Source organism: Diaphorobacter limosus, assembly GCF_033100095.1.
Taxonomy (GTDB): Bacteria; Pseudomonadota; Gammaproteobacteria; order Burkholderiales; family Burkholderiaceae_C; genus Alicycliphilus; species Alicycliphilus limosus.
Genome location: NZ_CP136921.1, coordinates 2,642,972 through 2,665,883, shown reverse-complemented (window position 1 = coordinate 2,665,883; position 22,912 = coordinate 2,642,972). Strand labels below are relative to the sequence as shown.

The window sequence follows — 22,912 nt, the reverse complement described above, 5'->3', positions numbered from 1 at the left end:
CGCCGAATCGGTCAAGAAAACTGGCGCCCGTCACAGCCGGAAACAGAAATAGGGCCATACAACCCGAAATGCCGCTGAAAAAGTAGCTGAAAGCCGGGGCCTTGGCGGCGGCTGCACCAACGGCGGTGGCAGGCTGCTAGGCTTGCAGCCATGCGCAAGCTCGTTCCCCCTGTTTTGCTGCTCGCGGCCGGCCTGTTGCTGGCGGGCTGCGGCACGGCGCCCGCCGCGCGCTCCAGCGCCTATGCCCGGCTGTCTGCCGAGCAATCGAGCGACATCGCCATCCACGCCCTGGGCCTGGTGGGTACGCCCTACCGCTTTGGCGGCAACACACCCGAGGGCGGCTTTGACTGCAGCGGCCTGATCGGCTATGTCTACAACAGCCGCGCCGGTGTGGCCCCGCCGCGCACGGTGGCGCTGCTGAGCGGTTTTGGCGCGTCGGTGCCGGAGGACGAGCTGCGCACCGGCGACCTGGTGTTGTTCGGCGGCGGCCGGCCCACGCATGCCGGCATCTATGTGGGCGAAGGGCGCTTCGTGCACGCACCATCGAGCGGTGGCACGGTGCGGCTGGATCATTTGCGCTCGCGCTACTGGGCGCAGCAGTCCGCCAGCTACCGGCGCCCCTGAACGGGCGCGCCGCGCAGGGGCGACAATCGGGCCACCATGACACTCATCGACCGCCCCATCCCCACGCCCAGCACGCACGACACCACGCGCATCGACGACCTGCGCATCAAGGCCGTGCGCCCCCTGATCACACCCGCCATCCTGGAGGAATGGCTGCCCGCGCCCGACGCCGCGCAGGAGCTGGTGGAGGCCAGCCGCCTGCAGCTGTCGCGCGTGCTGCACGGCCAGGACGACCGGCTGATCGTCGTCGTCGGGCCCTGTTCCATCCACGACCATGACCAGGCCATGGAGTACGCGCGGCTGCTGAAGCAAGAGGCAGACGCGCTGGCGCAGGATCTGCTTGTCGTGATGCGCGTGTACTTCGAGAAGCCGCGCACCACCGTGGGCTGGAAGGGCTATATCAACGACCCGCACCTGGACGGCAGCTTTGCCATCAACGAGGGGCTGGAGCGCGCGCGCCTGCTGCTGCTGGACGTGCTGGCGCTGGGCCTGCCCGTGGGCACCGAGTTCCTGGATCTGCTCAGTCCCCAGTACATCAGCGACCTGGTGAGCTGGGCCGCCATCGGCGCGCGCACCACCGAGAGCCAGAGCCACCGCCAGCTGGCCAGCGGCCTGTCCTGCCCGGTGGGCTTCAAGAACGGCACGGACGGCGGCGTGAAGGTGGCCGTGGATGCCATTCAGGCCGCGCAGGCCGAGCATGCCTTCATGGGCATGACCAAGATGGGCCAGGCCGCCATCTTCGAGACGCGCGGCAACCACGATTGCCATGTGATCCTGCGCGGCGGCAAGGCACCCAACTACAGCGCCGCCGACGTGCAATCGACCTGCGAGCTGCTGCAAAAGTCCGGCCAGCAAGCGCAGGTGATGATCGACCTGTCGCACGCCAACAGCAGCAAGCAGCATGCACGCCAGATCGCCGTGGCCGAGGATGTGGCGGCACAGATCGCGGGCGGCGATGCGCGCATCACCGGCGTGATGATCGAAAGCCACCTCGAGGAAGGCCGCCAGGACATCGTGCCCGGCCAGGCGCTCAGGCATGGCGTCTCGGTGACCGATGCCTGCATCAGCTTTGCGCAGACCGTGCCAGTGCTGCGGCAGCTGGCCGCTGCCGTGCGCGCGCGGCGCGAGCGCAACACCCCATAGCGGAGCGGGCGGGGGCGTGGAAATCCGGGGGCCGTGGCAAGCCTGACCCGATGGATACTTTGCTGCAGCAAGGAGTTGGCATGCCTGCTTGTTACAAACACAAGGCGCCCGCCTCGGCGAAACTGCGGGCACCCCATCCTGCAAATGAGGGTTCAGCCCCATGGTGGATTGGCTGTAACCTCAGGTAAACCATGGTTTCCGCCGTCCCCTCACCATGCCCTGCCACACCATGCCGTTGAGCCCACCTGTCCTGCCACCGTCGGCCGCTTGCGCCGCATTGCCTTGACCTAGGGCATGAGCGCAAACCCCTGCCCACTGCCACCCGCCTGCCGCCCATGCAGGGCGGCCAGGGGCGGGGTTTTGCGGGTGCGGGCATGACGCACAGGCCCGACATGGCTGCGGCGGGCGCGCTGACATTTCGCGCCATGACCTCCGCCTTCTGGGATCGGGATCTGCAGTCCGACACCATGCGCTGGAACGACGGCATGGAAAGGCTCTTTGGCGTGCCCCTGGCCAGCCTGCCGCCGGACGGCAGCTCGTGGACGCTGCGCCTGCACCCCGACGACGCGCCACAGGTGCAGCAAAGTCTGCGGCAAGTCATAGCCGGCACTGCTGAGTTCTGGTGCGCCCAGTACCGCTTTCGCCGCCAGGACGGCAGCTACGCCTGGGTGGACGACCGCGGCTTCGTGCTGCGCGACGCCAGCGGCCGTGGCCTGCGCATGGTCGGCGGCATGATCGACATCAGCCTGCACTGGCAGGCCGGGCAGCAGTACCGCAGCCTGTTCACCGAGCACCCGCAGCCGATGTGGGTCTGTGACCAGGGCAGCCTGCGCCTGCTGGCCGTGAACCCGGCCATGGCGCGCCACTATGGCTATGACGAGCAGGAGCTGCTGGGCATGGACATGCGCCTGCTCTGGCCCCAGGCACAGCGCGCCCAGGCCGACAGCGCCCTGGCCATGTGCAGCGACGCGCGCGCCGCGCACACGCTGGCCACGGCAGCTACCACCTGGCGCCACGCACGCAAGGACGGCACGCTGATGGACATGGAGGTATTCGTCGGCGTCACCGATTTCGACGGTCACCCGGCTTGGCAGATACTGGCCCATGACATCACCGAGCGCAGCCGCATAGACGCCGAACTGGCGCGCCTGAGCCGGGCCCAGCGCATGCGCAGTGCCTGCAGCGAGACCCTGCTGCGCGCCAACACCGAGGCCGAGCTGCTGCACGCCGTGTGCGCGGTGGCGGTGCAGGTAGGCGGTTACCGCATGGGCTGGGTGGGCCTGGCGCGTGATGACGAGCGCAAGCGCATAGAACCCGTGGCCCATGCCGGAGGCTCGCCCGAATACCTGGCGCAGCTGCGCCTGAGCTGGTCGCCCGACGAGCCCGGTGGCCAGGGGCCGGCCAGCATCTGCGTGCGCAGCGGCCGCACCGTCGTCCTGCGCGACATGCGCGCCAACCCCACCTTCGACAAGGTGGCCGGGCTGCTGGACGCGCTGGAGTTTCATTCCGCCATCTACCTGCCGCTGCGCGGCGCAGAGCGCAACCTGGGCCTGCTGTGCCTGTATGCCCCCGAGGTGCTGGAGCCGGGTGCGCAGGAGACGCAGCTGCTCGAAGCCATGGCCGCCGACCTGGCCTTTGGCCTGGAAAACCTGCGCACCCGCGCCGAGCAGCAACGCCTGCAGGCCGCCATCGTGAAGGTGGCCAAGGCGGTATCGGCAGGAACGGGCGTGGCCTTCTTCGACCACCTGGCGCAGCATATGGCAGACGCGCTGTCGGCCCAGGTTGCCTGCGTGGTGCGCCTGCAGCCGCCCGTGGATGGCCAGAGCCTGCAGGCCGTGACGCTGTCGCATATCAGCGATGGCGTGGTGCAGCCCACGCTCGAATACGCGCTGTCGGGCACACCCAGCGCGCAATTGCTCACCCAGCCCCTGGTCGTGATCGAAGACCGCGTGGCCCAGCTGTTTCCGCATGACCCCGTGCTGGCACGGTGCAGGGTGCGCAGCTATGTCGGGCGGCAACTCACGGGCAGCGACGGCACGCCCCTGGGCATGATCCTGGTGATGTACCGCAAGCCGTTGCGGCGAGCGCATCTCGTTGACACCGCACTGCAAATCTTCGCGGCCCGCGCCGCTGCCGAACTGCAGCGCCAGGCGGACGACATGCGCATACGCCAGCAGGCATCGCTCTTGAACAAGGCCAGCGACGCCATCATCGTGCGCGACCTGGAGCATCGCATTACCTTCTGGAACGAGGGCGCAGAACGGCTGTACGGCTGGAGCCGCGCAGAGGCATTGGGGCACAACGCCGCCAGCCTGCTCTACCAGGATGCACAGTGCTTCCACCAAGCCAGCGCCCAGGTGCTGCGCAACGGCGAATGGACGGGTGAGCTGCAGCAATATGCGCGCGATGGCCGCGCCATCGAAGTCGAAGGGCGCTGGACCCTGGTGCGCAGCGAACAGGGCGAGGCCGAGGCCATTCTGGCCATCAACTCCAACATCGGCCAGCGCAAGGCCAGCGAACGGGAGATCCAGCGCCTGGCGCTGTTCGATGCCCTTACCGGCCTGCCCAACCGCGCGCATTTCATGCAACGCATGGGCCAGGCCCTGGCCGCGGCCCAGCGCCAGCGCCAGGGTGGGGCGCTGCTGTTCATCGATCTGGACAACTTCAAGCAGCTGAACGACACCCTGGGCCACGACCAGGGCGACCTGCTGCTCAAGAGCGTGGCCCAGCGCCTCAACACCTGCGTGCGTGCCATGGACACGGTGGCGCGGCTGGGCGGAGACGAGTTCGTGGTGTTGCTCGAACAGATAGGTGCCCAGCCCGCAACCCTAGCCGAACATGCGAACAAGGTGGGCGAGAAGATACTGAACGCGCTCTCCCTTCCCTATGCCCTGGCGGGCCACCAGTACCGCAGCACGCCCAGCATAGGCGTGGCCTTGTTCGATGATCAGTCCACCACCGTGGGAGAGCTGCTCAAGCAGGCCGACCTGGCCATGTACCAGGCCAAGATGGCCGGGCGCAGCACGCTGCGCTTTTTCAACCCGGGCATGCAAAAGGCCGTGGACGAGCATGTGGCGTTCGAGGCCGACCTGCGCTCCGCCCTGGCGCAGCAGGAGTTCTCACTGCACTACCAGCCGCAACTCAACGCGCGCGGCCAGATCCTGGGCGTGGAGGCATTGCTACGCTGGACGCAGCCACGGCGCGGCATGGTGTCACCCGCCGAGTTCATACCCGCGGCAGAAGAGACCGGTCTCATCCTGCCACTGGGGCGCTGGGTGCTGCACACCGCCTGCACGCGTCTGGCGGCGTGGCAAAAACAGCCCGATCTGGCGCCTTTGACCATGGCCGTGAACGTCAGCCCGCGCCAGTTTCGCGATGCCGGCTTCGTGGCCGACGTGCTGCGCGTGCTGGCCGTCACCGGCGCCCCGGCGGCGCAGCTCAAGCTGGAGCTGACGGAAAGCCTGCTGGTCGAAGACATGGCCAAGACCATCGCCACCATGGAGGCGCTGCGCGCGCATGGCGTGAGTTTTTCGCTGGACGACTTTGGCACCGGCTATTCCTCGCTCACCTACCTCAAACGCATGCCGCTGGGCCAGCTCAAGATCGACCAGGGCTTTGTGCACGACCTGTTGTCCGACCCGAACGACGCCGCCATCGTGCGCACCATCGTCGCGCTGGCCGACAGCCTGGGGCTGGAGGTGATTGCCGAGGGCGTGGAAACCGAGGAACAGCGCCACTGGCTGGCCCAGGCCGGCTGCCAGGCCTACCAGGGCTATCTATTCAGCAAGCCCTTGCCCGCGCAGGAGGTCGAGCAGCTGATGCAGTCCCATATCAGCGCAAAAAACGCCGCTGGCACCGGCGCCGATGGCCTCCTGGCTTATTCCATATAGGTATTCATCAATACATAGTGGTAGTAGTAGAGCCCGCCATGCGCTGTGGATAAGCCTGTTTTCTGTAATGCCCACAGATAGTTAGGATGCTGCCAAGGGTGTGGCTTCAGGCCGGTGCAAGCGCGCCGCGAATCTGGAACAACTTGCGCCAAGCGCCGCTGGCTGTGGATAAGCCACCATTTGCCAGCCTTTCATGCACAGCCTTGCCCACAGGAGGCAAGTCAAAAATGCCAGGCGTAGCGCAGCTGCAGGATTTCCAGCCCCGGGTTGGGTTTCTTGATGCCGGCGTTGGAGACATGCTGCAGCCGCAGCAGCAGCTCATGCTGGCGTCGTGCCCCAAAGTTGATGCCGATGCCCAGGTGCGAGGCAAAGTTAAAGCGCGTGCTGAACTCTTCCTGTCCCGCCGGGTGGTAGCGTTGATCGGCCAGCGTGACACCTATGCCGGCCTCCCAGAACCAGGCAGAGCTGCCGCCATCGGGCCGCAGGCGCAGGGTGGGCGTGACGCCCAGCACAAGGGTGCCGCCATGCCTTGCGGCACCCTTGAAGAACCAGCGGCTGAGATACAGATCCCAGTGGCCGCGCAGCTCGCCACCCCACAGCGGCATGCGCCATTCGCGCCAGGGCAGGGTCAGACCCAGGGTCAGGGCCTCGGTGTCGTGCTCCGCTATGGCCCCCTGCAGGTAGATGCTGGGCGCGTGCGACAGATCGGTCATGGCCTGCTGTGCAAAGGCGGGCAGGGCGGCAAGCCAGCCCGCTGCAACCAGGGCATGCCAATGGCGCTGGCTGGCGCCGCGGGCGCCACGAAAAGGGGAGGGGTGCGGCAGACAAGGATGGAACATGACGTTTATTCGTTAGTTTGTGCAGGGCAAATGTAACGAATGTAGACCCCCTCCAACCCTGGGCCTTGTAGGCCAGGGCCGCAGCATGCAGCCCTGGCTGTCGCCGTCTATTACTGGCCCATGGATGCGCCAGGGCCAAAGCCATGGTGGTGGCCGTGGCGATGCATGCCCCACCCCTGCTTGGCACCGCGCTGGCCAACCATGCGCGCGCCCTGGTCGTCGAAGGTCTTTTGCTGTGCCGGCGTCAGCTGGGCGTAGAAGGCCTTGACCGCCTCGCCGCGGCGTTCCATCTCGGCGCCACGCTGGGCGTGCATGGCGCGCATGCGGTCTATGCGCTCGGGCGTGGTCAGCTTGTCCATGCCCTGCCAGTCAAGGCGGGCATGGCGCGGCTCGGCATTGGGCTGCATGGACTGCACAAAGCCGTTCCAGGCCGGCTCCTGCGCGGGCGTGAGCTGCAGCTTCTGCTTGAAGGCCTCCAGGCGCTGGCCCATGCGTTCCTTCATGAACTGCTGGCGCTGCTCGGGTGTCATGGCGCGCGGGCGCTGGGCCTGCTCGGCCACCGGGCCGGCACCGGGTGCGGGCTGGGCGAAGGAGGGAGCGGCAATGCCGGCCAGGGCGGCCACCAGGGCGGTGGCGGCCAGGCGTTGGGTGATACGGAAACGGGTCATGGTGAATTCCTTTCTTGCGTGACCAAAACCATGGACGCCAGTGTCCGGCGCCCGTGTAACGCCACCATGTGGGAACACTGCGCCTGTGTAAAGTTCTGCCAGGCCGTGCCGCGCATCTGCAGCATTTTTATGAAGAAAATAGCGCTTTTGCGCTTTACCATCAAGCGTTGACAGCTATCAAATCAGGAATAACCCAAGTGTTCAAGAACCTCATCGTGTACCGCATTGCCCCGGGCTGGCAGGCGGATCTGACCCAGCTGGAGGAGGCCCTGGCCAAGACCCCGTTCCAGGAATGTGGCGCCACGCAGGAAAAGGCCGTTGGCTGGGTGCCGCCGCGCGGCGATGCCCACGGCCCGCTGGCCGAGAGCGTGGGCGGGCAATGGATGCTGCGCTTCATGGCCGAATCCAAGATGCTGCCGGCCACGGTGCTGGCACGCAAGGTCAAGGAGAAGGCCGCGCTCATCGAGCAGCAGACCGGCCGCAAGCCCGGCAAGAAGGAGGCCAAGGAGCTCAAGGACGAGGCCAGGCTGGACCTGCTGCCCATGGCCTTCACCAAGCAGGGCTCGACCTGGGTGTGGCTGGACCGCGAAGCCGGCCTGCTGATGCTGGACACCGGCGCCCAGGGCCGCGCTGACGAGATCACCAGCCTGCTGGTGGAGCAGCTGCCCGGCCTGTCGCTGGCGCTGCTGGACACCCAGACCAGCCCCCAGGCCGCCATGGCCCACTGGCTCAAGAGCCAGGAGCCGCCGGCGGGCTTTTCCATAGACCGCGAATGCGAGCTGAAGAGCGCCGGCGAGGACAAGGCCGTGGTCCGCTACGCGCGCCACCCGCTGGACATCGAGGAGGTGCAGGCGCATATCGAGGCCGGCAAGCTGCCCACCAAACTGGCCATGAGCTGGGACGACCGCGTCAGCTTTGTGCTCACCGAGGGCCTGCAGCTGAAGAAAATCGCCTTCCAGGACACCGTTTTCGAGGGTCAGAAGCAGGACGATGCCGGCTTTGACGCCGACGTGGCGATTGCCACGGGCGAACTCTCCAAGCTCATCCCCGACCTGATCCTGGCCCTGGGCGGGGAAGGGCGCGGCGAGATCGGCGGGGCAGCGACGCCCGTAAACGGCGCCCTGCACGCCCCGACCAGCGGCCCGGACGACGACGCGCCGTTCTGAGGCCGCAAATGACAACGGCCCAGGCGAACCTGGGCCGTTGCTTCAAGCGCGAAGGCTTAACCCGCCAGCGTTTCCTTCATCGGGGCCGCGGCTTCGCCGTCCAGCGCCGCATGCAGGCGCTGGTAATCCAGCCCGTTCTCCCAGCGCGAGACGACCACCGTGGCCACGGCGTTGCCAACGAAGTTGGTGAGAGAGCGGCATTCGCTCATGAAGCGGTCCACGCCGAGGATCAGCGCCATGCCGGCCACCGGCACCTCGGGCACCACGGCCAGGGTGGCGGCCAGGGTGATGAAGCCCGCGCCGGTGACGCCGGCCGCACCCTTGGACGACAGCATGGCCACCAGCAACAGGGCCAGTTGCTGGCCCAGGCTCAGGTCGATGTCGGTGGCCTGGGCGATGAACAGCGCGGCCAGCGTCATGTAGATGTTGGTGCCGTCCAGGTTGAAGGAGTAGCCCGTGGGCACCACCAGACCAACCACCGATTTGCTACAACCGGCCTTCTCCATCTTTTCCATCAGCGAGGGCAGGGCGGATTCCGACGACGATGTGCCCAGCACCAGCAGCAGTTCGGCCTTCAGGTAGCGCATCAGCTTGACCACGGAGAAGCCGCACAGCCGCGCCACCGCGCCCAGGATGATGAGCACGAAGACCAGCGAGGTCAGGTAGAAGGTGGCCACCAGCTCGGCCAGATTCACCAGCGAGCCCAGGCCAAACTTGCCGATGGTGAAGGCCATGGCGCCAAACGCACCGATCGGGGCGGCCTTCATGACGATGTTCACCAGCTTGAACACCGGCTTGGTCAGCGCCTCGAAGAAGTTCAGGGCCGGCTTTCCGGCGTCGCCCGCCATGGCCAGGGCCACGCCGAACAGCACGGCCACGAACAGCACCTGCAGGATGTTGTCGCCGACGAAGGGGCTGACCAGGGTCTTGGGGATGATGTCCATGGCAAAGCCGACCAGGCTCAGGTCATGCGACTTGGCGACGAAGCTGTCCACCGCCTTGGTGTCCAGATCCGCCACGCGGATGTGCATGCCGGCGCCGGGCTGCAGCACGTTCGCCACCACCATGCCGACGATCAGCGCCAGGGTGGAGAAGCACAAAAAGTAGGCCATGGCCTTGCCGAACACGCGGCCCACGGTGCGAAGGTGCGTCATGCCGGCGATGCCGGTGACTATGGTCAGGAAGATCACCGGGGCGATGACCATCTTCACCAGCTTGATGAAGGCGTCGCCCAGCGGCTTGAATTGCGCGCCGTACTGCGGCTCGAAATGCCCCAGCAGCACGCCCAGCACAATGGCCAGCACCACCTGGAAATACAGCTGGCGGTAAAAGGGCAGGCGCTCGGGCGCGGCGGTGTCTTGCAGGGGAATGGCGTGCATGGCGGGTCTTTCGTGGGCCAGAAAATGACGCGCTCGCATGGCGCATCGTTGTGGTGAATTGGACATCGCCAGCTTTCTTTTGCCGATAACCTATTGGTATTAGGCGACGCATCCCGCGCCGGCCCAAGCGCGCACACTCCAGGCCCATGAACCAACGCCGCCAACTGCTGTGGACCGTGCTCGTCGTGCTCGCCGGCATGGCGCTGTGCATGCTGCTGGTCGGCCAGATCGTGCAGCGGCGCGCGCTCAATGAGGAAAGCCAGGATGTGCAGCGCCGGCTGTCGCTCTACGCCCAGGCCCTGGTGCAGCGCATAGACCGCTTTCGCACCCTGCCCGAGGTGCTGGCGCTGGACAGCGAGCTGCGCACCGCGCTGGCGCAACCGCTCACGCCGGCGGCGGTGCAGGCGCTGAACCACAAGCTGGAACAGGCCAACGGCGCCAGCCAGTCCTCCACGCTGACCCTGATTGCCCGCGACGGCCTGGCGCTGGCCGCCAGCAACTGGCGCGACGCGCACAGCAACGTCGGCGAGAACTACCACTTCCGCCCCTATGTGCAGCAGGCGCTGCAGCACGGCCAGGGGCGCTTCTACGGCATAGGCCTGACCACGGGGGAGCCGGGCTACTTCCTGTCCACCGCCATCCGCGACGCGCAGGGGCGCGCCCTGGGCCTGGTGGCCGTGAAGATCGTCTTCACCGAGCTGGAGCGTGAGTGGCGCAATGGGCCCGACATCGTGCTCGCCTCGGACACCCATGGCGTGGTCTTCCTGGCCAGCCGCGACGCCTGGCGCTACCGGCTGCTCAACCCGCTCACGGCGCAGGACCGCGGCGAGCTGGCCGCCACGCGCCAATATGCCGACCAGCCTCTGGCGCCCTTGCTGTACCGCAGCGAGCGCCCGGTAGCCGGCGGCGGCGTGGTGGTGCGCCTGCAAGACCCCGCCGAGCACCGGCCGCTGCTGTGGCAGACCCTGGAGCTACCCGGCAGCGACTGGAGGCTGCACCTGCTGCACGACACCCGCGCCGTGGCCAGCGCCGGCCGCTGGGCCGCCGTGGCCGCTGGCGGCCTGTGGCTGGCCCTGGCGCTGCTGGTGCTGATCCTGCGCCAGCGCCGGCGCCTGGCCCTGCTGCGCCAACGCAGCCGCCAGGAGCTGGAGACCGTCCTGCAACAACACGCCCAAGAGCTGCGCACCGCCCAGGGCGCCATCGTGCAGGCCGCACGCCAGGCCGACACCGGCCTGTCACGCAGCCTGCAACACCTGCCGCAGGGCGTGGTGGTGGTGGACAAGGAGCTGAACCTGGTGGCCTGGAACTCGCGCTACGTCGAGCTGTTTCGCTTCCCCGCGGAGCTGGTGCGCGTGGGCGCCCCGATAGAGGCCCTGCTGCGCTACAACGCGCGCCGCGGCCTGCTTGGGCCGCCGCCGGCCGACGACGCCGTGCAGCGGCGCCTGCGCCACCTGCGCGAGGGCACGCCCTACCTGCACGAAAGCTCCAAGAGCGACGGCCAGGTGCTGGAGATTCGCGGCAACCCGCTGCCCGAGGGCGGCTTTGTCACCAGCTATGCCGACATCACCAGCTACAAGAACGCCGCGCGCGAGCTGCGCTCGCTGGCCGACGCGCTGGAGCTGCGCATCGCCGAGCGCACGCGCGACCTGGACGCCGCCCGGCGCGAGGCCGTGGAGGCCAATCGCTACAAGACGCGCTTCGTCGCCGCCGCCGTGCACGACCTGCTGCAGCCGCTGAACGCGGCGCGCATGTTCAGCTCGCTGTTGCGCGGCCATGCGCTGGATGAGGCCGGGCGCCAGGTGGCCGACAGCATTGACGGCGCGCTGGCCGCGCAGGACGGCATCCTGGCCAGCCTGCTGGACATCTCGCGCATGGAGTCGGGCCAGCTGGAGGTGCGCCTGCGCGACTTCGCGCTCGGGCCGCTGCTGCAGGTGGTGCAGCACAACTTCGGCATCATCGCCAAGAGCCGCGGCCTGCGCCTGGACTGCGTGGGCTCGCGCTACACGGTGCGCAGCGACGAGGCGCTCTTGCGCCGCATCTTGCAAAACCTGCTCTCCAATGCCATCCGCTACACGCCCGGCGGCAAGGTGCTGATCGGCTGCCGGCGCCATGGCGATCAGCTGCGCATCGAGGTGCACGACCAGGGCCCAGGCATACCCGAGAGCCTGCAGCGCGAGATCTTCGAGGAGTTCCGCCGCCTGGGCGAGGGCCATGACGATGACCGCGGCGCCGGCCTGGGCCTGGCCATCGTCGAGCGCCTGGGCCGGCTGCTGGGCCATGAGATCGGCCTGCGCTCGGAGCTCGGGCGCGGCAGCATGTTCTGGGTCAGCGTGCCCATCGTGGCCACCGTGGGCGCCGCGCCATCGCTGGCGCCCACCGAGAGCGAGCCCGCACAGGATCAACCCCTGCAAGGCACCACGGCCTGGTATGTGGACGACGACGCCCCCAGCTGCGCCGCCACCGGCGCGCTTTTGCAGCGCTGGGGCTGCGACGTGCCCCTGGCCGGCGGCCCGCAGGCGGCGCTGGATCTGGCGGCGCCCGGCAACGCGCCGCGCCTGGTGCTGCTGGACGTGCGCATGGGCGCCTTCCACGGCCCGGATCTGTACGGCGACCTGTGCGCGCGCTGGCAGCAGCACCCCCTGGTGGTGCTGGTCACGGCCGAGCGCGATACCGCCCTGCGCCGCCAGGCCGCCGAGCGCGGCTGGGGCTTTCTGCTCAAGCCCGTGCGCCCATCGGCGCTGCGCGCACTCATCAGCCAGATGCTGCTGCGCCAAAGCGAGGCCGAACCGAGCGACACAGGAAAACTACAAAATTAGTAGCTGCCAGCGCTTTACCAACATTCGGTAAAGCCATATTTTGTTGGATACTGGCGCGACCAAAGCCAGGGCCGCCGTGCAAGGGCCGCCCCGCCGCACTGAGCAAAGTCCCCCTTCCCGTAGCGCGCAGCGCGTAGAGGGAAGGGGGAAGCGGCGAAGCTGCTCAGGGGGTTGTTCCTTGTTCCGGCTCCAGGCCCTTGACCAGCACCGCCGCCTGCGTGCGGCTGTAGCAGTCGAGCTTTTTCAATATCGCCGTGACATGCACCTTGACGGTGTTCTCGGCCAGGCCCAGCTCGTGCGCTATCTGCTTGTTCAGCAGGCCATCGGCCAGGCACAGCAGCACGCGAAACTGCTGCGGCGTCAGCTGCGCCAGGCGCGCGGCCAGGGCGGCGTCGGCCTCGGAGCGTTCGGCCGCCATGGCCGGGAACCAGCTGCCGCCGTCCAGCACCGTCTGTATCGCCAGCGCCATGTCCTCGGCCGCGGCCGACTTCGGTATGAAGCCGGCGGCGCCAAACTGCTGGGCGCGCCGGATCACGCGCGGGTGGTCATTGGACGAGATCACCACCACCGGCACCTGCGGATACTCGCCGCGCACATGCAGCAGGGCCGAGAAACCATGCGCACCCGGCATGCTCAGGTCCAGCAGCACCAGCTCTACGTCCGGATGCTCGCTCAGGGCCTGGCCCAGCGTGGCGGCGCTGGCCGCCTCCAGCGTCTGGAACGGCGCAAAACGCTCGCGCAGCAGCCCGATGATGGCCGCGCGGAACAGCGGGTGGTCGTCGGCGACCAGCAGGGTGGCTTGGGACATGGGCCGCAGTCTGCCACGGCCGCCTGCCATGACCCTTGCACTACCATCAAGCTCCATGGCATTGAACTGGGTCTGGACGGGTTTCTTCATCGTGGCCTTTGCCACCGCCGTGGTGCGCTGGCTGCTGGGTGAGGTCGGCATCTTCCAGGCGCTGCTGACGGCGATGTTCGACGGTGCGCGCGCCGGCTTCGAGATCTCGCTCGGCCTGGCCGGCATCATGGCCCTGTGGCTGGGCCTGATGCGGGTGGGCGAGCGCGCCGGCATGGTCGAGCTGCTGGCGCGCCTGGCCGGCCCACTATTGCGCCGCCTGTTCCCCGCCGTGCCCGACGGCCACCCGGCCCAGGGCGCGATGACGCTGAACATCAGCGCCAACCTGCTGGGCCTGGACAACGCCGCCACGCCCCTGGGCCTGAAGGCCATGCAGGAGCTGCAGACGCTGAACCGCGAGCCCTCGGGCACTGTCAGCAACGCCCAGATCATGTTCGTGGTCATGAACACCGCCGGGCTCACCTTGATCCCGACCTCGGTCATCGCCATACGCCAGAGCGTGGCGCTGAAGCAGGGCCTGGGCGCGGGCTTCAACGCGGCCGACATCTTTCTGCCCACGCTGCTGGTCACCTTTGCCTCACTGCTGGCCGGCGTGCTGGCCGTGGCCGTGGCCCAGCGCCTGCCGCTGTGGCGCGCACGCCTGTGGCTGCCGCTGCTGGCCGTCGGCGGCCTTCTGGCGGCGGCCGTGGCCGGCTTGGCGCGGCTGCCGGCTGAACGCGCGGCCCAGGTGGCGGGCACCACGGGCGCGGCGGTGATCCTGGGCGTCGTACTTCTGTTCCTGCTGGCCGGCACCTGGCGCCGCGTGAACATGTACGACGCCTTCATCGACGGCGCCAAGGAAGGCTTTGGCGTGGCGGTGCAGATCATTCCCTATCTGATCGCCATCCTGGTGGCCATTGGGGTGTTCCGCGCTGCTGGCTGCATGGACGCGCTGCTCTCGGCCATAGGTGCGGGCGTGGCGGCTTTGGGCTGGAACACCGACTTCCTGCCGGCCCTGCCCGTGGGGCTGATGAAGGTGCTCTCGGGCGCGGGCGCGCGCGGTTTCATGATCGACGTGCTGCAGGCGCATGGCGTGGACTCCTTCGTCGGCCGCCTGGCGGCCATCATCCAGGGCTCCACCGAGACCACCTTCTACGTGCTGGCCGTGTACTTCGGCAGCGTGGGCGTGAAACACCACCGCCACGCCCTGGCCTGCGCCCTGCTGGCCGACGCCGTGGGCTTGGTGGCGGCCATTGGCGTGGGCTACGCCATGTGGCGCTGAGCCCGGCCCCCTCACTTGCCCCAATCAAGCGCCGACGATGGCGGTTTTTTTTACATGGCGGCCTCGGCCGGATTTCGCCCCCTGGTTGTTCATTGATGTTCTTATAAAAAACTAGTGGTAGTAGTAGAGGCCGGCCCTGCCTGTGGACAAGCCGTTTATTCGTTGTCATATCAATGGTTTGGACTGTCCTGAAGCATGGGGACGGGTATGCGCCGACGGCGTACCCGAAATGGGGACAAACCGGGCGTGACGCCTGCCGCTGTGCATAAGCCGGCGCTTGTACCGGAATGCTCCGCAGACTTATCCACAGCGTGGCTGAGGTACGAGTTTCACATTGAAATATGGCTTTTGCGCCCTGTGGGTAAGCGCAAACAGCTATTGTTTTAGTAGTGAATGTGTGCCGGGAGAAAGATGCGGGACAATGCGGCCCCTGTTCTTTTTGCAAGGCCTTGCCGTGACCGATTCCGCCCAGATCCCCCTGCCCGACCACCTGGCCGTTGACCCGCGCAGCCCGCACCATGTGGCGGCGGTGTTCCAGCAGGACGCCGAGATAGGCATACGCTTCAATGGCAAGGAGCGCTTCGACGTCGAGGAGTACTGCGTCAGCGAGGGCTGGATCAAGGTGCCCGCGGGCAAGACACGCGACCGCAAGGGGCGGCCGTTGCTGATCACGCTCAAGGGCGTGGTGGAGGCGTTCTACAAGTAGGCCGGCCGCAGAGCGGCCGTGATTTGTCGGGATTTTTTACAGCGCGTGAGACTCATCGGTGGTACGGGCGGCTCCATCACCAACCCCGGCACGGTACCCGAACCCTCGACCCTGGCCCTGCTTGGCATCGTCGCGCTCGGCTTGGTGGCACGCCGGCGCATGAGGGCCTGAGGGCAGTCATTGGCACGCAAGACGCCGGCATTAGTCGGCGTTTTTTCTGGCGCCGGCCGCCATGTGGTTCGGTAAGCGACAGCAGCGAGCAACGGCACCGATGCTTTTGGGTGAGCCGTGATTCCAACTACGTTTTGTCAGGTTTTCTTACAAGTGAGGATGCCGCTAAACTTAATTTATCGCCACCTTGTTGATTTTAAATAAGTTTATTTTTAGGCATGATGTTTGCTTAATGTTTCATACAAAGCCTCGTGAGTCTCACGAGGCCACCGAAGCCGATCCTTGATCACGTAGACATCAGAAGTTTGCAGCCATGAAAAAGCCCATGTTGAAGATTGCGCTGGCCGTTGCCGTGGTGCTTGGCGCCGGCTCCATCGCGACCGGATCGGTCATCCTGGCGGGCAGATCCGCACCCGACCAGCGGCTTGCGGCGGCGCCTGAGAAGGCGAGCGCTACGCAGCAGGGGTCGTCAAAGACGCCCGACCGCGAGGCAGGCCGTGGCAAGCGGGCAGTGCCCACGTCGAGCGACCCGGGCACGGTTGCGACCATCGTCGGCCTTGCGCCCGCGCCCTCAGCGCCTGTTGGCAGCGGCGGCGCAAGCCGGGGTGAGGCTACAGGCGCGGGTGCTGCCCGTGTTGTCGGCGCTTCGGGGGCGGGCGCTGCCCCGGCAAGCAGTGGCGGCGCATCGGCTGCCTCGGGCCGCCATGCGCAGCAGGCCGCCAGTGCCATGCCATTGCCTGGCATGCAGCGGTCGCCATCGGGTGCGCCGTCGCCGGCAGCGGGCTCTTCGGCCAAGCCACCGGCAATCAGCGGCCCTGGTGCTTCGCCGGCTGACAAGCCGGCAACCCCCGCAACCGGCACTGGCAGCACGCCTTCCGAGGTTGCCAAGGTGGCTCCTTCCGGCCCTGGCGGCAACACCCCTGGCAATACCCCTGCGAGTACCCCTGGCAGCACCCCTGAAAGCGCACCGCAGAACCCCGGCCCCAGCAACCCGCAAGCCGTCCCGCCGGTGCTGGACCTGGATGCTCCCAAGGGCGACCCGGTGATCACCGCCGACGCCATCCCCCCCGGCAGCGCGCCGGACAACTTCGGCCCCAATGATCTTCCGACCACCCCGCCATCGCTGAACCCGGATGACTCCCTGAGTGACCCGGTGATCCCCGTCGGCGCGCAAGACCCCGTCGCCGGCCCGAAGAACACCGTGGCCGAGCCATCGTCCCTGGCCCTGCTTGGCATCGCCGCCCTGGGCCTGGTGCTGCGCCGGCGCAGGCGGGCCTGAGCGCCATCACCCTGATGTCAAAACGCCGGCAATTGCCGGCGTTTTGACTGGTTCTCATTTTCCGCTGAACTGCGGCCTGCGTTTGGCCAGGAAGGCGTTGATGCCTTCGCGCAGGTCGTGGCTGTGGGCGCAGGCATCAAAGGCGTGGGCCTCGGCCTGCAGCTGGGTGGCCAGGTCATGATCCAGCCCGGCGCGCAGCAGGCGGCGCATATGGCCGTAGGCCAGGGTGGGGCCGCCGGCCAGGCGCTCGGCAAAGGCCTGGGCGGCGGCCTCCAGTTCGGCGGCGGGCAGCACGCGGTTGATGAGGCCCAGGCGCAGCGCCTCGTCGGCGCCGAAGGTTTCGCCCAGCATGGCGATCTCCAGTGCCTGGCGCAGGCCCACCAGGCGCGGCAGCGCCCAGGATGCGCCCAGATCGCAGCTGGTGCCCAGGTTGATGTAGGCTAGGTTGAACTTGGTTTCCTCGGCGGCGAGCACGAAGTCGCACATCAGCATCAGCGACAGGCCGGCGCCGGCGGCCGCGCCATGTACCTGGGCGATCACCGGAGCGTCCAGGTCTTGTAACAGCAGCAGCGCCTGGTTCAGCGGTTCCAGCAGATCCCGCGCGCCCCTCACCGGGTCAGCCTGCAACGTGACCAGGTCGCCACCGGCGACGAAGGCGCGGCCCGCACCCTTGAGCACCACGGCACGCACGCTGTCGTCCTGTGCAATGTCCTGCACGGCTGCCAGCAGCGCCTGGGCCGTGGCCAGATCCAGCGCATTCATGGCCTCGGGACGGTTGAACTGCAGGGTGACTATGGCGTCCTGGCGCGAGGTGAGCAAAGGGGATTGGGTCATGGGGTTTAATATAAAATCTATAGCAATCTACGCTTTACAGAAAAGGATTTAAGGCTAATAAGGCTTAAACCCGCTCAAACATGGGCGCAATACCTTGGTCGCATCCCGATGCGCAGTGTCACCAGGGCGTTGCATCCGCCACAACGGCCGCCGCCGCTGCTGCTGCTCACGCTCAAGGGCGCGGTGCAGGCGTTCTACAGGTGGCCGGCGTGGGGCACAGCATGGCGTTGGTGATTTCGCGCACGAAAATCTGTTGCCACATGGCTTGGGTGGCGTCGTCCACCAGCTGTGGCGTAAAGCCGAATGCCAGCGTGCGCTCACCACGCACCATGATGCCTTGGCGCTTGTTCAGCAGGTCGGTGGCCAGCAGGCGAAAGCCGGGGCGCGGGATCATGGCGGCGTAGCCTGTGTACAGTTTGCGCGCCGATCTCAGGCGCAGGATTTGGCCGTCGGCAGTCATGAAGATGCCGCCGCGCGGCTTCCACGTAACGTGCTCGATGCCGAAAACCTCGTGCATCCAGTCGAAGACGGGTTTGCCGTTCTCATCGAACTCACCCAGGCGCATGTCCTGGACGAGCGTGCCGCCGTTCTTCCAGTATGCTGTGAGCTGTTGCTTGACGGATGCGGGCAGCGCGGCCTGGTGCGGCACCACGATGGCGTTCAGGCGCTGCAGCAGCGGGTCGCCCTCTTGCAGGTTTTTTTCACCAATGACGTGCACCTGCATGCCTGGCTGCTTGCTCAGGAGGTTGTAGGCCTCCAGCAGCGCCTCACGGTGCACGTTGACGCCGCCGCTGCGATCGCCGTGCCATACGTAGTAATTGCTGGTGGCGGCAAGGATGCCCACGGTGAGCTTTTGCGCTGTGTTTGCCGTTGCGGGTGCGGGTGGCTGCACGCGCAGGGTCTGGAGCTTTGCCAGATCCAGCGTGCCCGCGAGGTGTGGGTCGAGCTGGCGTTGCAAGCCACCCACCTCGTAGCCGATCACGTTCGGCTGCGCCAGCGAGGTGGACAGGGTGCGGCTGATGACGGGCAGGAGATCGGCGGACTTTTTCACGCGTTCCCATTGCTCGGCATAGGCGCCCACCATGATGTGCTTGTAGCCCACCGAGGCCATGTAGTTGGCCAGCATGGGCAGCACGCGCGCGTCGGGCGACAGGCTGTAGCCGTCGAAAAAGTTGTAGTCGATGACGGCAATGTCCAGGCAGTCGGCGAGTTGTTCGACCACGCTGGTGGCGTAGATGGCATCGTGCGCGGTGAAGAGTTCGCCAAAGTAGCTCATGGCGCGCCCACCCTGGCTGCGGATGGCGTCGGCGTAGAAGCAGGTGGCATCCTTCAGGCGCGCTTCGCGGAATTGCTTGTGCGTGTGCAGCAGCGGCTCCGTCCTGGGCAGGCCCAGGGCAATGTCGTTGGTGTAGTTGATGACGGGTAGCGGCGCCCCCGTTTGCTGGCGGAATGCTGCCTGCGCGGCGTCGGCGTAGTCGCGCCATTGGTAGCCGGTCTGGCCGTATTTGATTTCATGCTCTTCCTGCAGGCCAATGGCGTAGGCCGTGATCTTGCCGGGATAGCGCTGCGAGAGATGGGCCACGGCATTGCGCACGAACCGGGCCGAGTACTGGCGCACCGTGGGGTTCATGAAGTCGGGCTGCGGCGTGAACTGGCCCGAGAAGTTTTTCATGATCCCTTCGGGCACCTGCTTGTACAGCCAGTCGGGCACGGTGGTGCGGCCGGGAAACTGCTTGCCCGTGGCATCGAAGTAGGTACGCCCACCCATGTCGAGTACGACGATGAGCGACAGCCCGCCCTGGGTGAGCTGGTCGAAGTACGGCTCGTAGGCCGAAAAGTCAAACTGGCCCGGCTGGGCCTCGACATCGGCCCAGGTGAAGTACACCGTGGCGTGGTTGATGCCCCGGGCAGCCAAATCGCTGATGATTTGCGGGTTCTGGCGCAGATCCTGCGGCATGACGATGAGCGTGGCCACCTGCAGCTTGGCCATCGCCGTGCTGGCGAAAAACAGGGCGCACAGCAGTGCTGCGGCTGAGCGGAGAAGACGGTTCATGTACGTTCTTGCGTGGCAAAAGCGTGCATTTGAGCATGGCGGGATAAGGCCGTGGCAGAGCCTGGGAGGCCGGCACGAGGCCGACGGGGCGCAAAAGTATCAGTTAATTTTGGCCTTTTCCCTTATGCATCAAGCGTAAACAGCTATTGTTTTTGGCGTTACTTCGCCGCTAGGTCGTCCAGAATCGGGCAATCAGGCCGCTCGTCCCCATGGCAGCAGCCGACCAGCGCCTGCAGGCTGCGCTGCATGGCCTGCATGGCGGCGATGCGCTCGGACAGGTTGGCTATATGCCTTTGCGCGATCTGCTTGACCTGGGCGCTGGCGCGCGCCTTGTCCTGCCACAGGCCCAGCAGCTGGGCGATTTCTTCCATCGAGAAACCCAGGTCGCGCGCGCGGCGGATGAAGCGCAGGGTGTGCACGTCGGCCTCGCTGTACTGGCGGTAGCCGCTGTCGGTGCGCGCCACGCCATTGAGCAGGCCCAGGCCCTCGTAGTGGCGCACCATGCGCGGCGACACGCCCGCGCGTTCGGCCGCCTGGCCTATGGCGACCGGCCAGCGCTGGGTGGCCCGGGCCGGGGCGGCGGTGGTCATGCGGCGACCTGGTAGCCTTCCTCGCGGATGGCGGTGGCGATTACGTCGCGTGCCTTGTCGCTTTCCACCGTCACCTGGCCCGTGGGCAGGTCTACCTTGACGATGGCCTCTTCGTCGATGTTGCGCACGGCGTGCACCACGGCGCGCTCGCAGTGGCCGCAGGTCATTCCGGTGACGTGAAACTGGTATTGCATGGTGATCCTTTCGGGGGTGGCTATGAATGAGGCCTCATCATGAAGCCTGACATGGTGTCAAAGTCAAGCGCCTCATGATGCCCTTGACTTTGTCATGATGTGAGGGTTTAAGGTGGCAAGCATTGTTGATTACCAGGTGTTGCAATGACCACTGCCTCTCTTTTATCGGCCGCATCGGTCGCTACCCCGGACACGCTGGACCTGGGCGTGGGCGGCATGACCTGCGCCAGCTGCGTGGGCCGCGTGGAGCGCGCCCTGCGCAAGGTGCCGGGCGTGCAGGACGCCACGGTGAACCTGGCGACCGAGCGCGCGCACATCGTCTACGATCCGACCACGGCGCCCGGCATGGACGCCGTGCTGCGCCGCGCCGTGCGCAACGCCGGCTACGAGCCGCGCAGCGCCGCCGAACAGGAGGCGGGCGAGGCGCAGGAGCAGTCGCCCTGGGCCGGCTTCATGCCCGTGGCCGTGGGCTTGCTGCTGTCGGCGCCGCTGGTGCTGCCCATGTTCGGCGATCTGTTCGGCCAGCACTGGATGCTGCCGGCCTGGGCGCAGTTTTTGCTGGCCACGCCGGTGCAGTTCTGGCTGGGCGCGCGCTTTTACAAGGCGGGCTGGCATGCGGCCAAGGCGCTGACCGGCAACATGGACCTGCTGGTGGCCCTGGGCACGAGCGCGGGCTATGGCCTGTCGCTGTGGCTGTGGCTGACGGCCCACCCTGGGCATGAGCCGCACCTGTACTTCGAGGCCTCGGCCGTGGTCATCACCCTGGTGCTGCTGGGCAAATGGCTGGAGGCGCGCGCCAAGCGCCAGACCACGGCGGCGATCCGCGCCCTGCATGCGCTGCGCCCCGAGCTGGCGCACCTGCTGGGCCGTGACGGCGAGGTGGACGTGCCGGTGGCCGAGGTCATGGCCGGCGACCGCCTGGTGGTGCGGCCCGGCGAGCGCATCCCCGTGGACGGGCTGGTGGCCGAGGGCCAGACCCAGGTGGACGAGTCCATGCTGACCGGCGAGCCCCTGCCCGTGCCGCGCGAGGCCGGCGGCCAGCTCACGGGCGGCTCCATCAACGGCGATGGCCGCATCGTTATGCAGGTGACGGCCGTGGGCGGCGAGACGGTGCTGGCGCGCATCATCCGCCTGGTGGAGGACGCCCAGGCCGCCAAGGCGCCGATACAGCGCCTGGTGGACCAGGTGTCTGCCGTGTTCGTGCCCACGGTGATCGCCATCGCCCTGGTCACGCTGCTGGGCTGGCTGTGGGCCGGCGTGGGCGTGGAGACGGCATTGATACGGGCCGTGGCGGTGCTGGTCATCGCTTGCCCCTGCGCGCTCGGCCTGGCGACGCCGGCGGCCATCATGGCCGGCACGGGCGTGGCGGCCAAGCACGGCATCCTGATCAAGGACGCCGAGGCGCTGGAGATCGCGCACCGCGTGCGCACCGTGGCCTTCGACAAGACCGGCACGCTGACCGTGGGCCGGCCCCGGCTGACGGCGTTTCACGTGGAACCAGGCTCGGACGAGGCCGGCGTTCTCGCCGCCGTGGCCGCGGTGCAAAGCGGCAGTGAGCACCCGCTGGCCCGCGCGGTTGTCGCCGCGGCGCAGGAGCGCGGCCTGAGCGTTGGGCAGCCCGAGGGCGTGCGCGCCGTGCCCGGCCGTGGCACCGAGGGCGAGGTCGCGGGCCGCAGCTACCTGGTCGGCAGCCTGCGCTGGATGCAGGAGCTGGGCGTGGACCTCGGCCCGCTGGCCGCCGATGCCACCGCGCTGCAGGGGCAGGGCGCCACCGTGTCCGCCGTCGCCGAGCGGGTAACAGTTGGATTGGCCGCGCGCGCTCTGCTGGCCTTTGGCGACGAGCCCAAGCCGGGCGCGCGCGAGGCCCTGGCCCGGCTCAAGGCCCAGGGCGTGCGCTGCGTGATGATCTCGGGCGATAACCGCGGCGCGGCCGAAGCCATGGCGCGCCGCCTGGGTCTGGATCCCGAGGCCGGCGAAGTCATGGCCGAGGTGCTGCCCGGCGACAAGGCGGCCGTCGTCACGGCCTTGAAGAAAGATGGACAGATCGTGGCCATGGTGGGCGACGGCGTGAACGACGCGCCGGCCCTGGCCGCCGCCGACGTGGGCATGGCCATGGGCAACGGCACGGACGTGGCCATGCACGCCGCCGGCGTGACGCTGATGCGCGGCGACCCGGCGCTGGTGGCAGCGGCGCTGGACATCTCGCACCGCACCGTGGCCAAGATCCGGCAGAACCTGTTCTGGGCCTTTGCCTACAACGTGGCCGGCATACCGCTGGCGGCCCTGGGCTATCTGAGCCCGGTGGTGGCCGGCGCGGCCATGGCGCTGAGCTCGGTGAGCGTGATGACGAATGCCTTGTTGCTCAAGCGCTGGTCGCCAGATAAGTAATCGCCACAAGTAATAATTTGTCAATCAACTGTCAATCTGGCCAATAATCTGCAGC

18 protein-coding genes are annotated in these 22,912 nt (G+C 67.3%); 10 read left to right on the top strand and 8 right to left on the bottom strand.

The window, feature by feature from the left end:
- Positions 1–150 precede the first annotated feature (150 nt).
- The 3 genes from P4826_RS12875 (at position 151) to P4826_RS12865 (ending at position 5,657) form a co-directional block, all read left to right on the top strand.
- Positions 151–624: a C40 family peptidase gene (locus tag P4826_RS12875; RefSeq protein WP_317700774.1), complete on the top strand. Its 474-nt coding sequence runs from the start codon at positions 151–153 to the stop codon at positions 622–624.
- A 36-nt stretch (positions 625–660) separates the two neighbouring features.
- Complete coding sequence (locus tag P4826_RS12870) at positions 661–1,767, top strand: 3-deoxy-7-phosphoheptulonate synthase (protein ID WP_317700773.1); 1,107 nt, start codon at positions 661–663, stop codon at positions 1,765–1,767.
- 335 nt (positions 1,768–2,102) lie between these two features.
- Entirely contained in the window at positions 2,103–5,657 is a 3,555-nt protein-coding gene (locus P4826_RS12865; RefSeq protein ID WP_317700772.1) for a bifunctional diguanylate cyclase/phosphodiesterase, read from the top strand.
- A 221-nt stretch (positions 5,658–5,878) separates the two neighbouring features.
- Here the strand turns inward: P4826_RS12865 and P4826_RS12860 are convergent, their stop codons facing one another.
- Both P4826_RS12860 and P4826_RS12855 read right to left on the bottom strand, forming a co-directional pair.
- The gene (locus P4826_RS12860) at positions 5,879–6,496 is read right to left on the bottom strand and encodes an acyloxyacyl hydrolase (RefSeq protein WP_425605169.1); all 618 of its coding nucleotides are present in this window, start codon (positions 6,494–6,496) and stop codon (positions 5,879–5,881) included.
- Between the two features lie 110 nt (positions 6,497–6,606).
- Complete coding sequence (locus tag P4826_RS12855; protein ID WP_317700771.1) at positions 6,607–7,164, bottom strand: Spy/CpxP family protein refolding chaperone; 558 nt, start codon at positions 7,162–7,164, stop codon at positions 6,607–6,609.
- A gap of 197 nt (positions 7,165–7,361) precedes the next feature.
- Here P4826_RS12855 and P4826_RS12850 point away from each other — a divergent pair, with 197 nt between their 5' ends.
- The gene (locus P4826_RS12850; protein WP_317700770.1) at positions 7,362–8,330 is read left to right on the top strand and encodes a recombination-associated protein RdgC; all 969 of its coding nucleotides are present in this window, start codon (positions 7,362–7,364) and stop codon (positions 8,328–8,330) included.
- Between the two features lie 56 nt (positions 8,331–8,386).
- Here P4826_RS12850 and P4826_RS12845 read toward each other — a convergent pair whose 3' ends face one another.
- Positions 8,387–9,709 carry a dicarboxylate/amino acid:cation symporter gene (locus P4826_RS12845; protein WP_317700769.1) on the bottom strand — a complete coding sequence of 441 codons (1,323 nt, stop codon included), beginning with the start codon at positions 9,707–9,709 and terminating at the stop codon, positions 8,387–8,389.
- Between the two features lie 146 nt (positions 9,710–9,855).
- Here P4826_RS12845 and P4826_RS12840 point away from each other — a divergent pair, with 146 nt between their 5' ends.
- Entirely contained in the window at positions 9,856–12,525 is a 2,670-nt protein-coding gene (locus P4826_RS12840; protein ID WP_317700768.1) for a PAS-domain containing protein, read from the top strand.
- 163 nt (positions 12,526–12,688) lie between these two features.
- On the opposite strand, the gene P4826_RS12835 is transcribed toward P4826_RS12840, so the two are convergent.
- Positions 12,689–13,333 carry a response regulator gene (locus tag P4826_RS12835; RefSeq protein ID WP_317700767.1) on the bottom strand — a complete coding sequence of 215 codons (645 nt, stop codon included), beginning with the start codon at positions 13,331–13,333 and terminating at the stop codon, positions 12,689–12,691.
- 55 nt (positions 13,334–13,388) lie between these two features.
- On the opposite strand from P4826_RS12835, the gene P4826_RS12830 reads away from it, so the two are divergent.
- The 4 genes from P4826_RS12830 (at position 13,389) to P4826_RS12815 (ending at position 16,798) form a co-directional block, all read left to right on the top strand.
- A complete protein-coding gene (locus P4826_RS12830; RefSeq protein ID WP_317700766.1) occupies positions 13,389–14,642 on the top strand; it encodes a nucleoside recognition domain-containing protein in 1,254 nt (417 codons plus the stop codon).
- A 421-nt stretch (positions 14,643–15,063) separates the two neighbouring features.
- The gene (locus P4826_RS12825; RefSeq protein ID WP_425605168.1) at positions 15,064–15,348 is read left to right on the top strand and encodes a DUF3297 family protein; all 285 of its coding nucleotides are present in this window, start codon (positions 15,064–15,066) and stop codon (positions 15,346–15,348) included.
- 45 nt (positions 15,349–15,393) lie between these two features.
- Positions 15,394–15,519, top strand: a complete 126-nt coding sequence (locus P4826_RS12820) for a PEP-CTERM sorting domain-containing protein (protein WP_317700764.1) — start codon at positions 15,394–15,396, stop codon at positions 15,517–15,519.
- A gap of 313 nt (positions 15,520–15,832) precedes the next feature.
- Positions 15,833–16,798 (top strand): PEP-CTERM sorting domain-containing protein, encoded by a 966-nt coding sequence (locus P4826_RS12815; RefSeq protein WP_317700763.1) that lies wholly within the window; start codon positions 15,833–15,835, stop codon positions 16,796–16,798.
- Between the two features lie 54 nt (positions 16,799–16,852).
- Here P4826_RS12815 and P4826_RS12810 read toward each other — a convergent pair whose 3' ends face one another.
- The 4 genes from P4826_RS12810 to P4826_RS12795 all read right to left on the bottom strand — a co-directional run bounded on the left by P4826_RS12810 (position 16,853) and on the right by P4826_RS12795 (position 20,469).
- A complete protein-coding gene (locus P4826_RS12810) occupies positions 16,853–17,632 on the bottom strand; it encodes an enoyl-CoA hydratase/isomerase family protein (RefSeq protein ID WP_317700762.1) in 780 nt (259 codons plus the stop codon).
- A 172-nt stretch (positions 17,633–17,804) separates the two neighbouring features.
- Positions 17,805–19,685 (bottom strand): beta-galactosidase, encoded by a 1,881-nt coding sequence (locus P4826_RS12805; protein ID WP_317700761.1) that lies wholly within the window; start codon positions 19,683–19,685, stop codon positions 17,805–17,807.
- Between the two features lie 158 nt (positions 19,686–19,843).
- Positions 19,844–20,275, bottom strand: a complete 432-nt coding sequence (gene cueR, locus P4826_RS12800) for a Cu(I)-responsive transcriptional regulator (protein ID WP_317700760.1) — start codon at positions 20,273–20,275, stop codon at positions 19,844–19,846.
- Positions 20,272–20,469: a heavy-metal-associated domain-containing protein gene (locus P4826_RS12795; RefSeq protein ID WP_317700759.1), complete on the bottom strand. Its 198-nt coding sequence runs from the start codon at positions 20,467–20,469 to the stop codon at positions 20,272–20,274. Before P4826_RS12795 ends, cueR begins: the two co-directional genes overlap by 4 nt.
- A 144-nt stretch (positions 20,470–20,613) precedes the next feature.
- Here P4826_RS12795 and P4826_RS12790 point away from each other — a divergent pair, with 144 nt between their 5' ends.
- Positions 20,614–22,857, top strand: coding sequence for a heavy metal translocating P-type ATPase (locus P4826_RS12790; RefSeq protein WP_317700758.1), 2,244 nt, complete (start codon positions 20,614–20,616; stop codon positions 22,855–22,857).
- Positions 22,858–22,912 lie beyond the last annotated feature (55 nt).

Coding starts and splice junctions, on each gene's coding strand:
- P4826_RS12835 (WP_317700767.1), bottom strand. CDS start 13,333: ATGTCCCAAGCCACCCTGCTGGTCGCCGACGACCACCCGCTGTTCCGC.
- P4826_RS12845 (WP_317700769.1), bottom strand. CDS start 9,709: ATGCACGCCATTCCCCTGCAAGACACCGCCGCGCCCGAGCGCCTGCCC.
- P4826_RS12815 (WP_317700763.1), top strand. CDS start 15,833: ATGAAAAAGCCCATGTTGAAGATTGCGCTGGCCGTTGCCGTGGTGCTT.
- P4826_RS12860 (WP_425605169.1), bottom strand. CDS start 6,496: ATGTTCCATCCTTGTCTGCCGCACCCCTCCCCTTTTCGTGGCGCCCGC.
- P4826_RS12855 (WP_317700771.1), bottom strand. CDS start 7,164: ATGACCCGTTTCCGTATCACCCAACGCCTGGCCGCCACCGCCCTGGTG.
- P4826_RS12865 (WP_317700772.1), top strand. CDS start 2,103: ATGCAGGGCGGCCAGGGGCGGGGTTTTGCGGGTGCGGGCATGACGCAC.
- cueR (WP_317700760.1), bottom strand. CDS start 20,275: ATGACCACCGCCGCCCCGGCCCGGGCCACCCAGCGCTGGCCGGTCGCC.
- P4826_RS12840 (WP_317700768.1), top strand. CDS start 9,856: ATGAACCAACGCCGCCAACTGCTGTGGACCGTGCTCGTCGTGCTCGCC.
- P4826_RS12830 (WP_317700766.1), top strand. CDS start 13,389: ATGGCATTGAACTGGGTCTGGACGGGTTTCTTCATCGTGGCCTTTGCC.
- P4826_RS12805 (WP_317700761.1), bottom strand. CDS start 19,685: ATGAACCGTCTTCTCCGCTCAGCCGCAGCACTGCTGTGCGCCCTGTTT.
- P4826_RS12825 (WP_425605168.1), top strand. CDS start 15,064: ATGCGGCCCCTGTTCTTTTTGCAAGGCCTTGCCGTGACCGATTCCGCC.
- P4826_RS12870 (WP_317700773.1), top strand. CDS start 661: ATGACACTCATCGACCGCCCCATCCCCACGCCCAGCACGCACGACACC.
- P4826_RS12875 (WP_317700774.1), top strand. CDS start 151: ATGCGCAAGCTCGTTCCCCCTGTTTTGCTGCTCGCGGCCGGCCTGTTG.
- P4826_RS12810 (WP_317700762.1), bottom strand. CDS start 17,632: ATGACCCAATCCCCTTTGCTCACCTCGCGCCAGGACGCCATAGTCACC.
- P4826_RS12790 (WP_317700758.1), top strand. CDS start 20,614: ATGACCACTGCCTCTCTTTTATCGGCCGCATCGGTCGCTACCCCGGAC.
- P4826_RS12795 (WP_317700759.1), bottom strand. CDS start 20,469: ATGCAATACCAGTTTCACGTCACCGGAATGACCTGCGGCCACTGCGAG.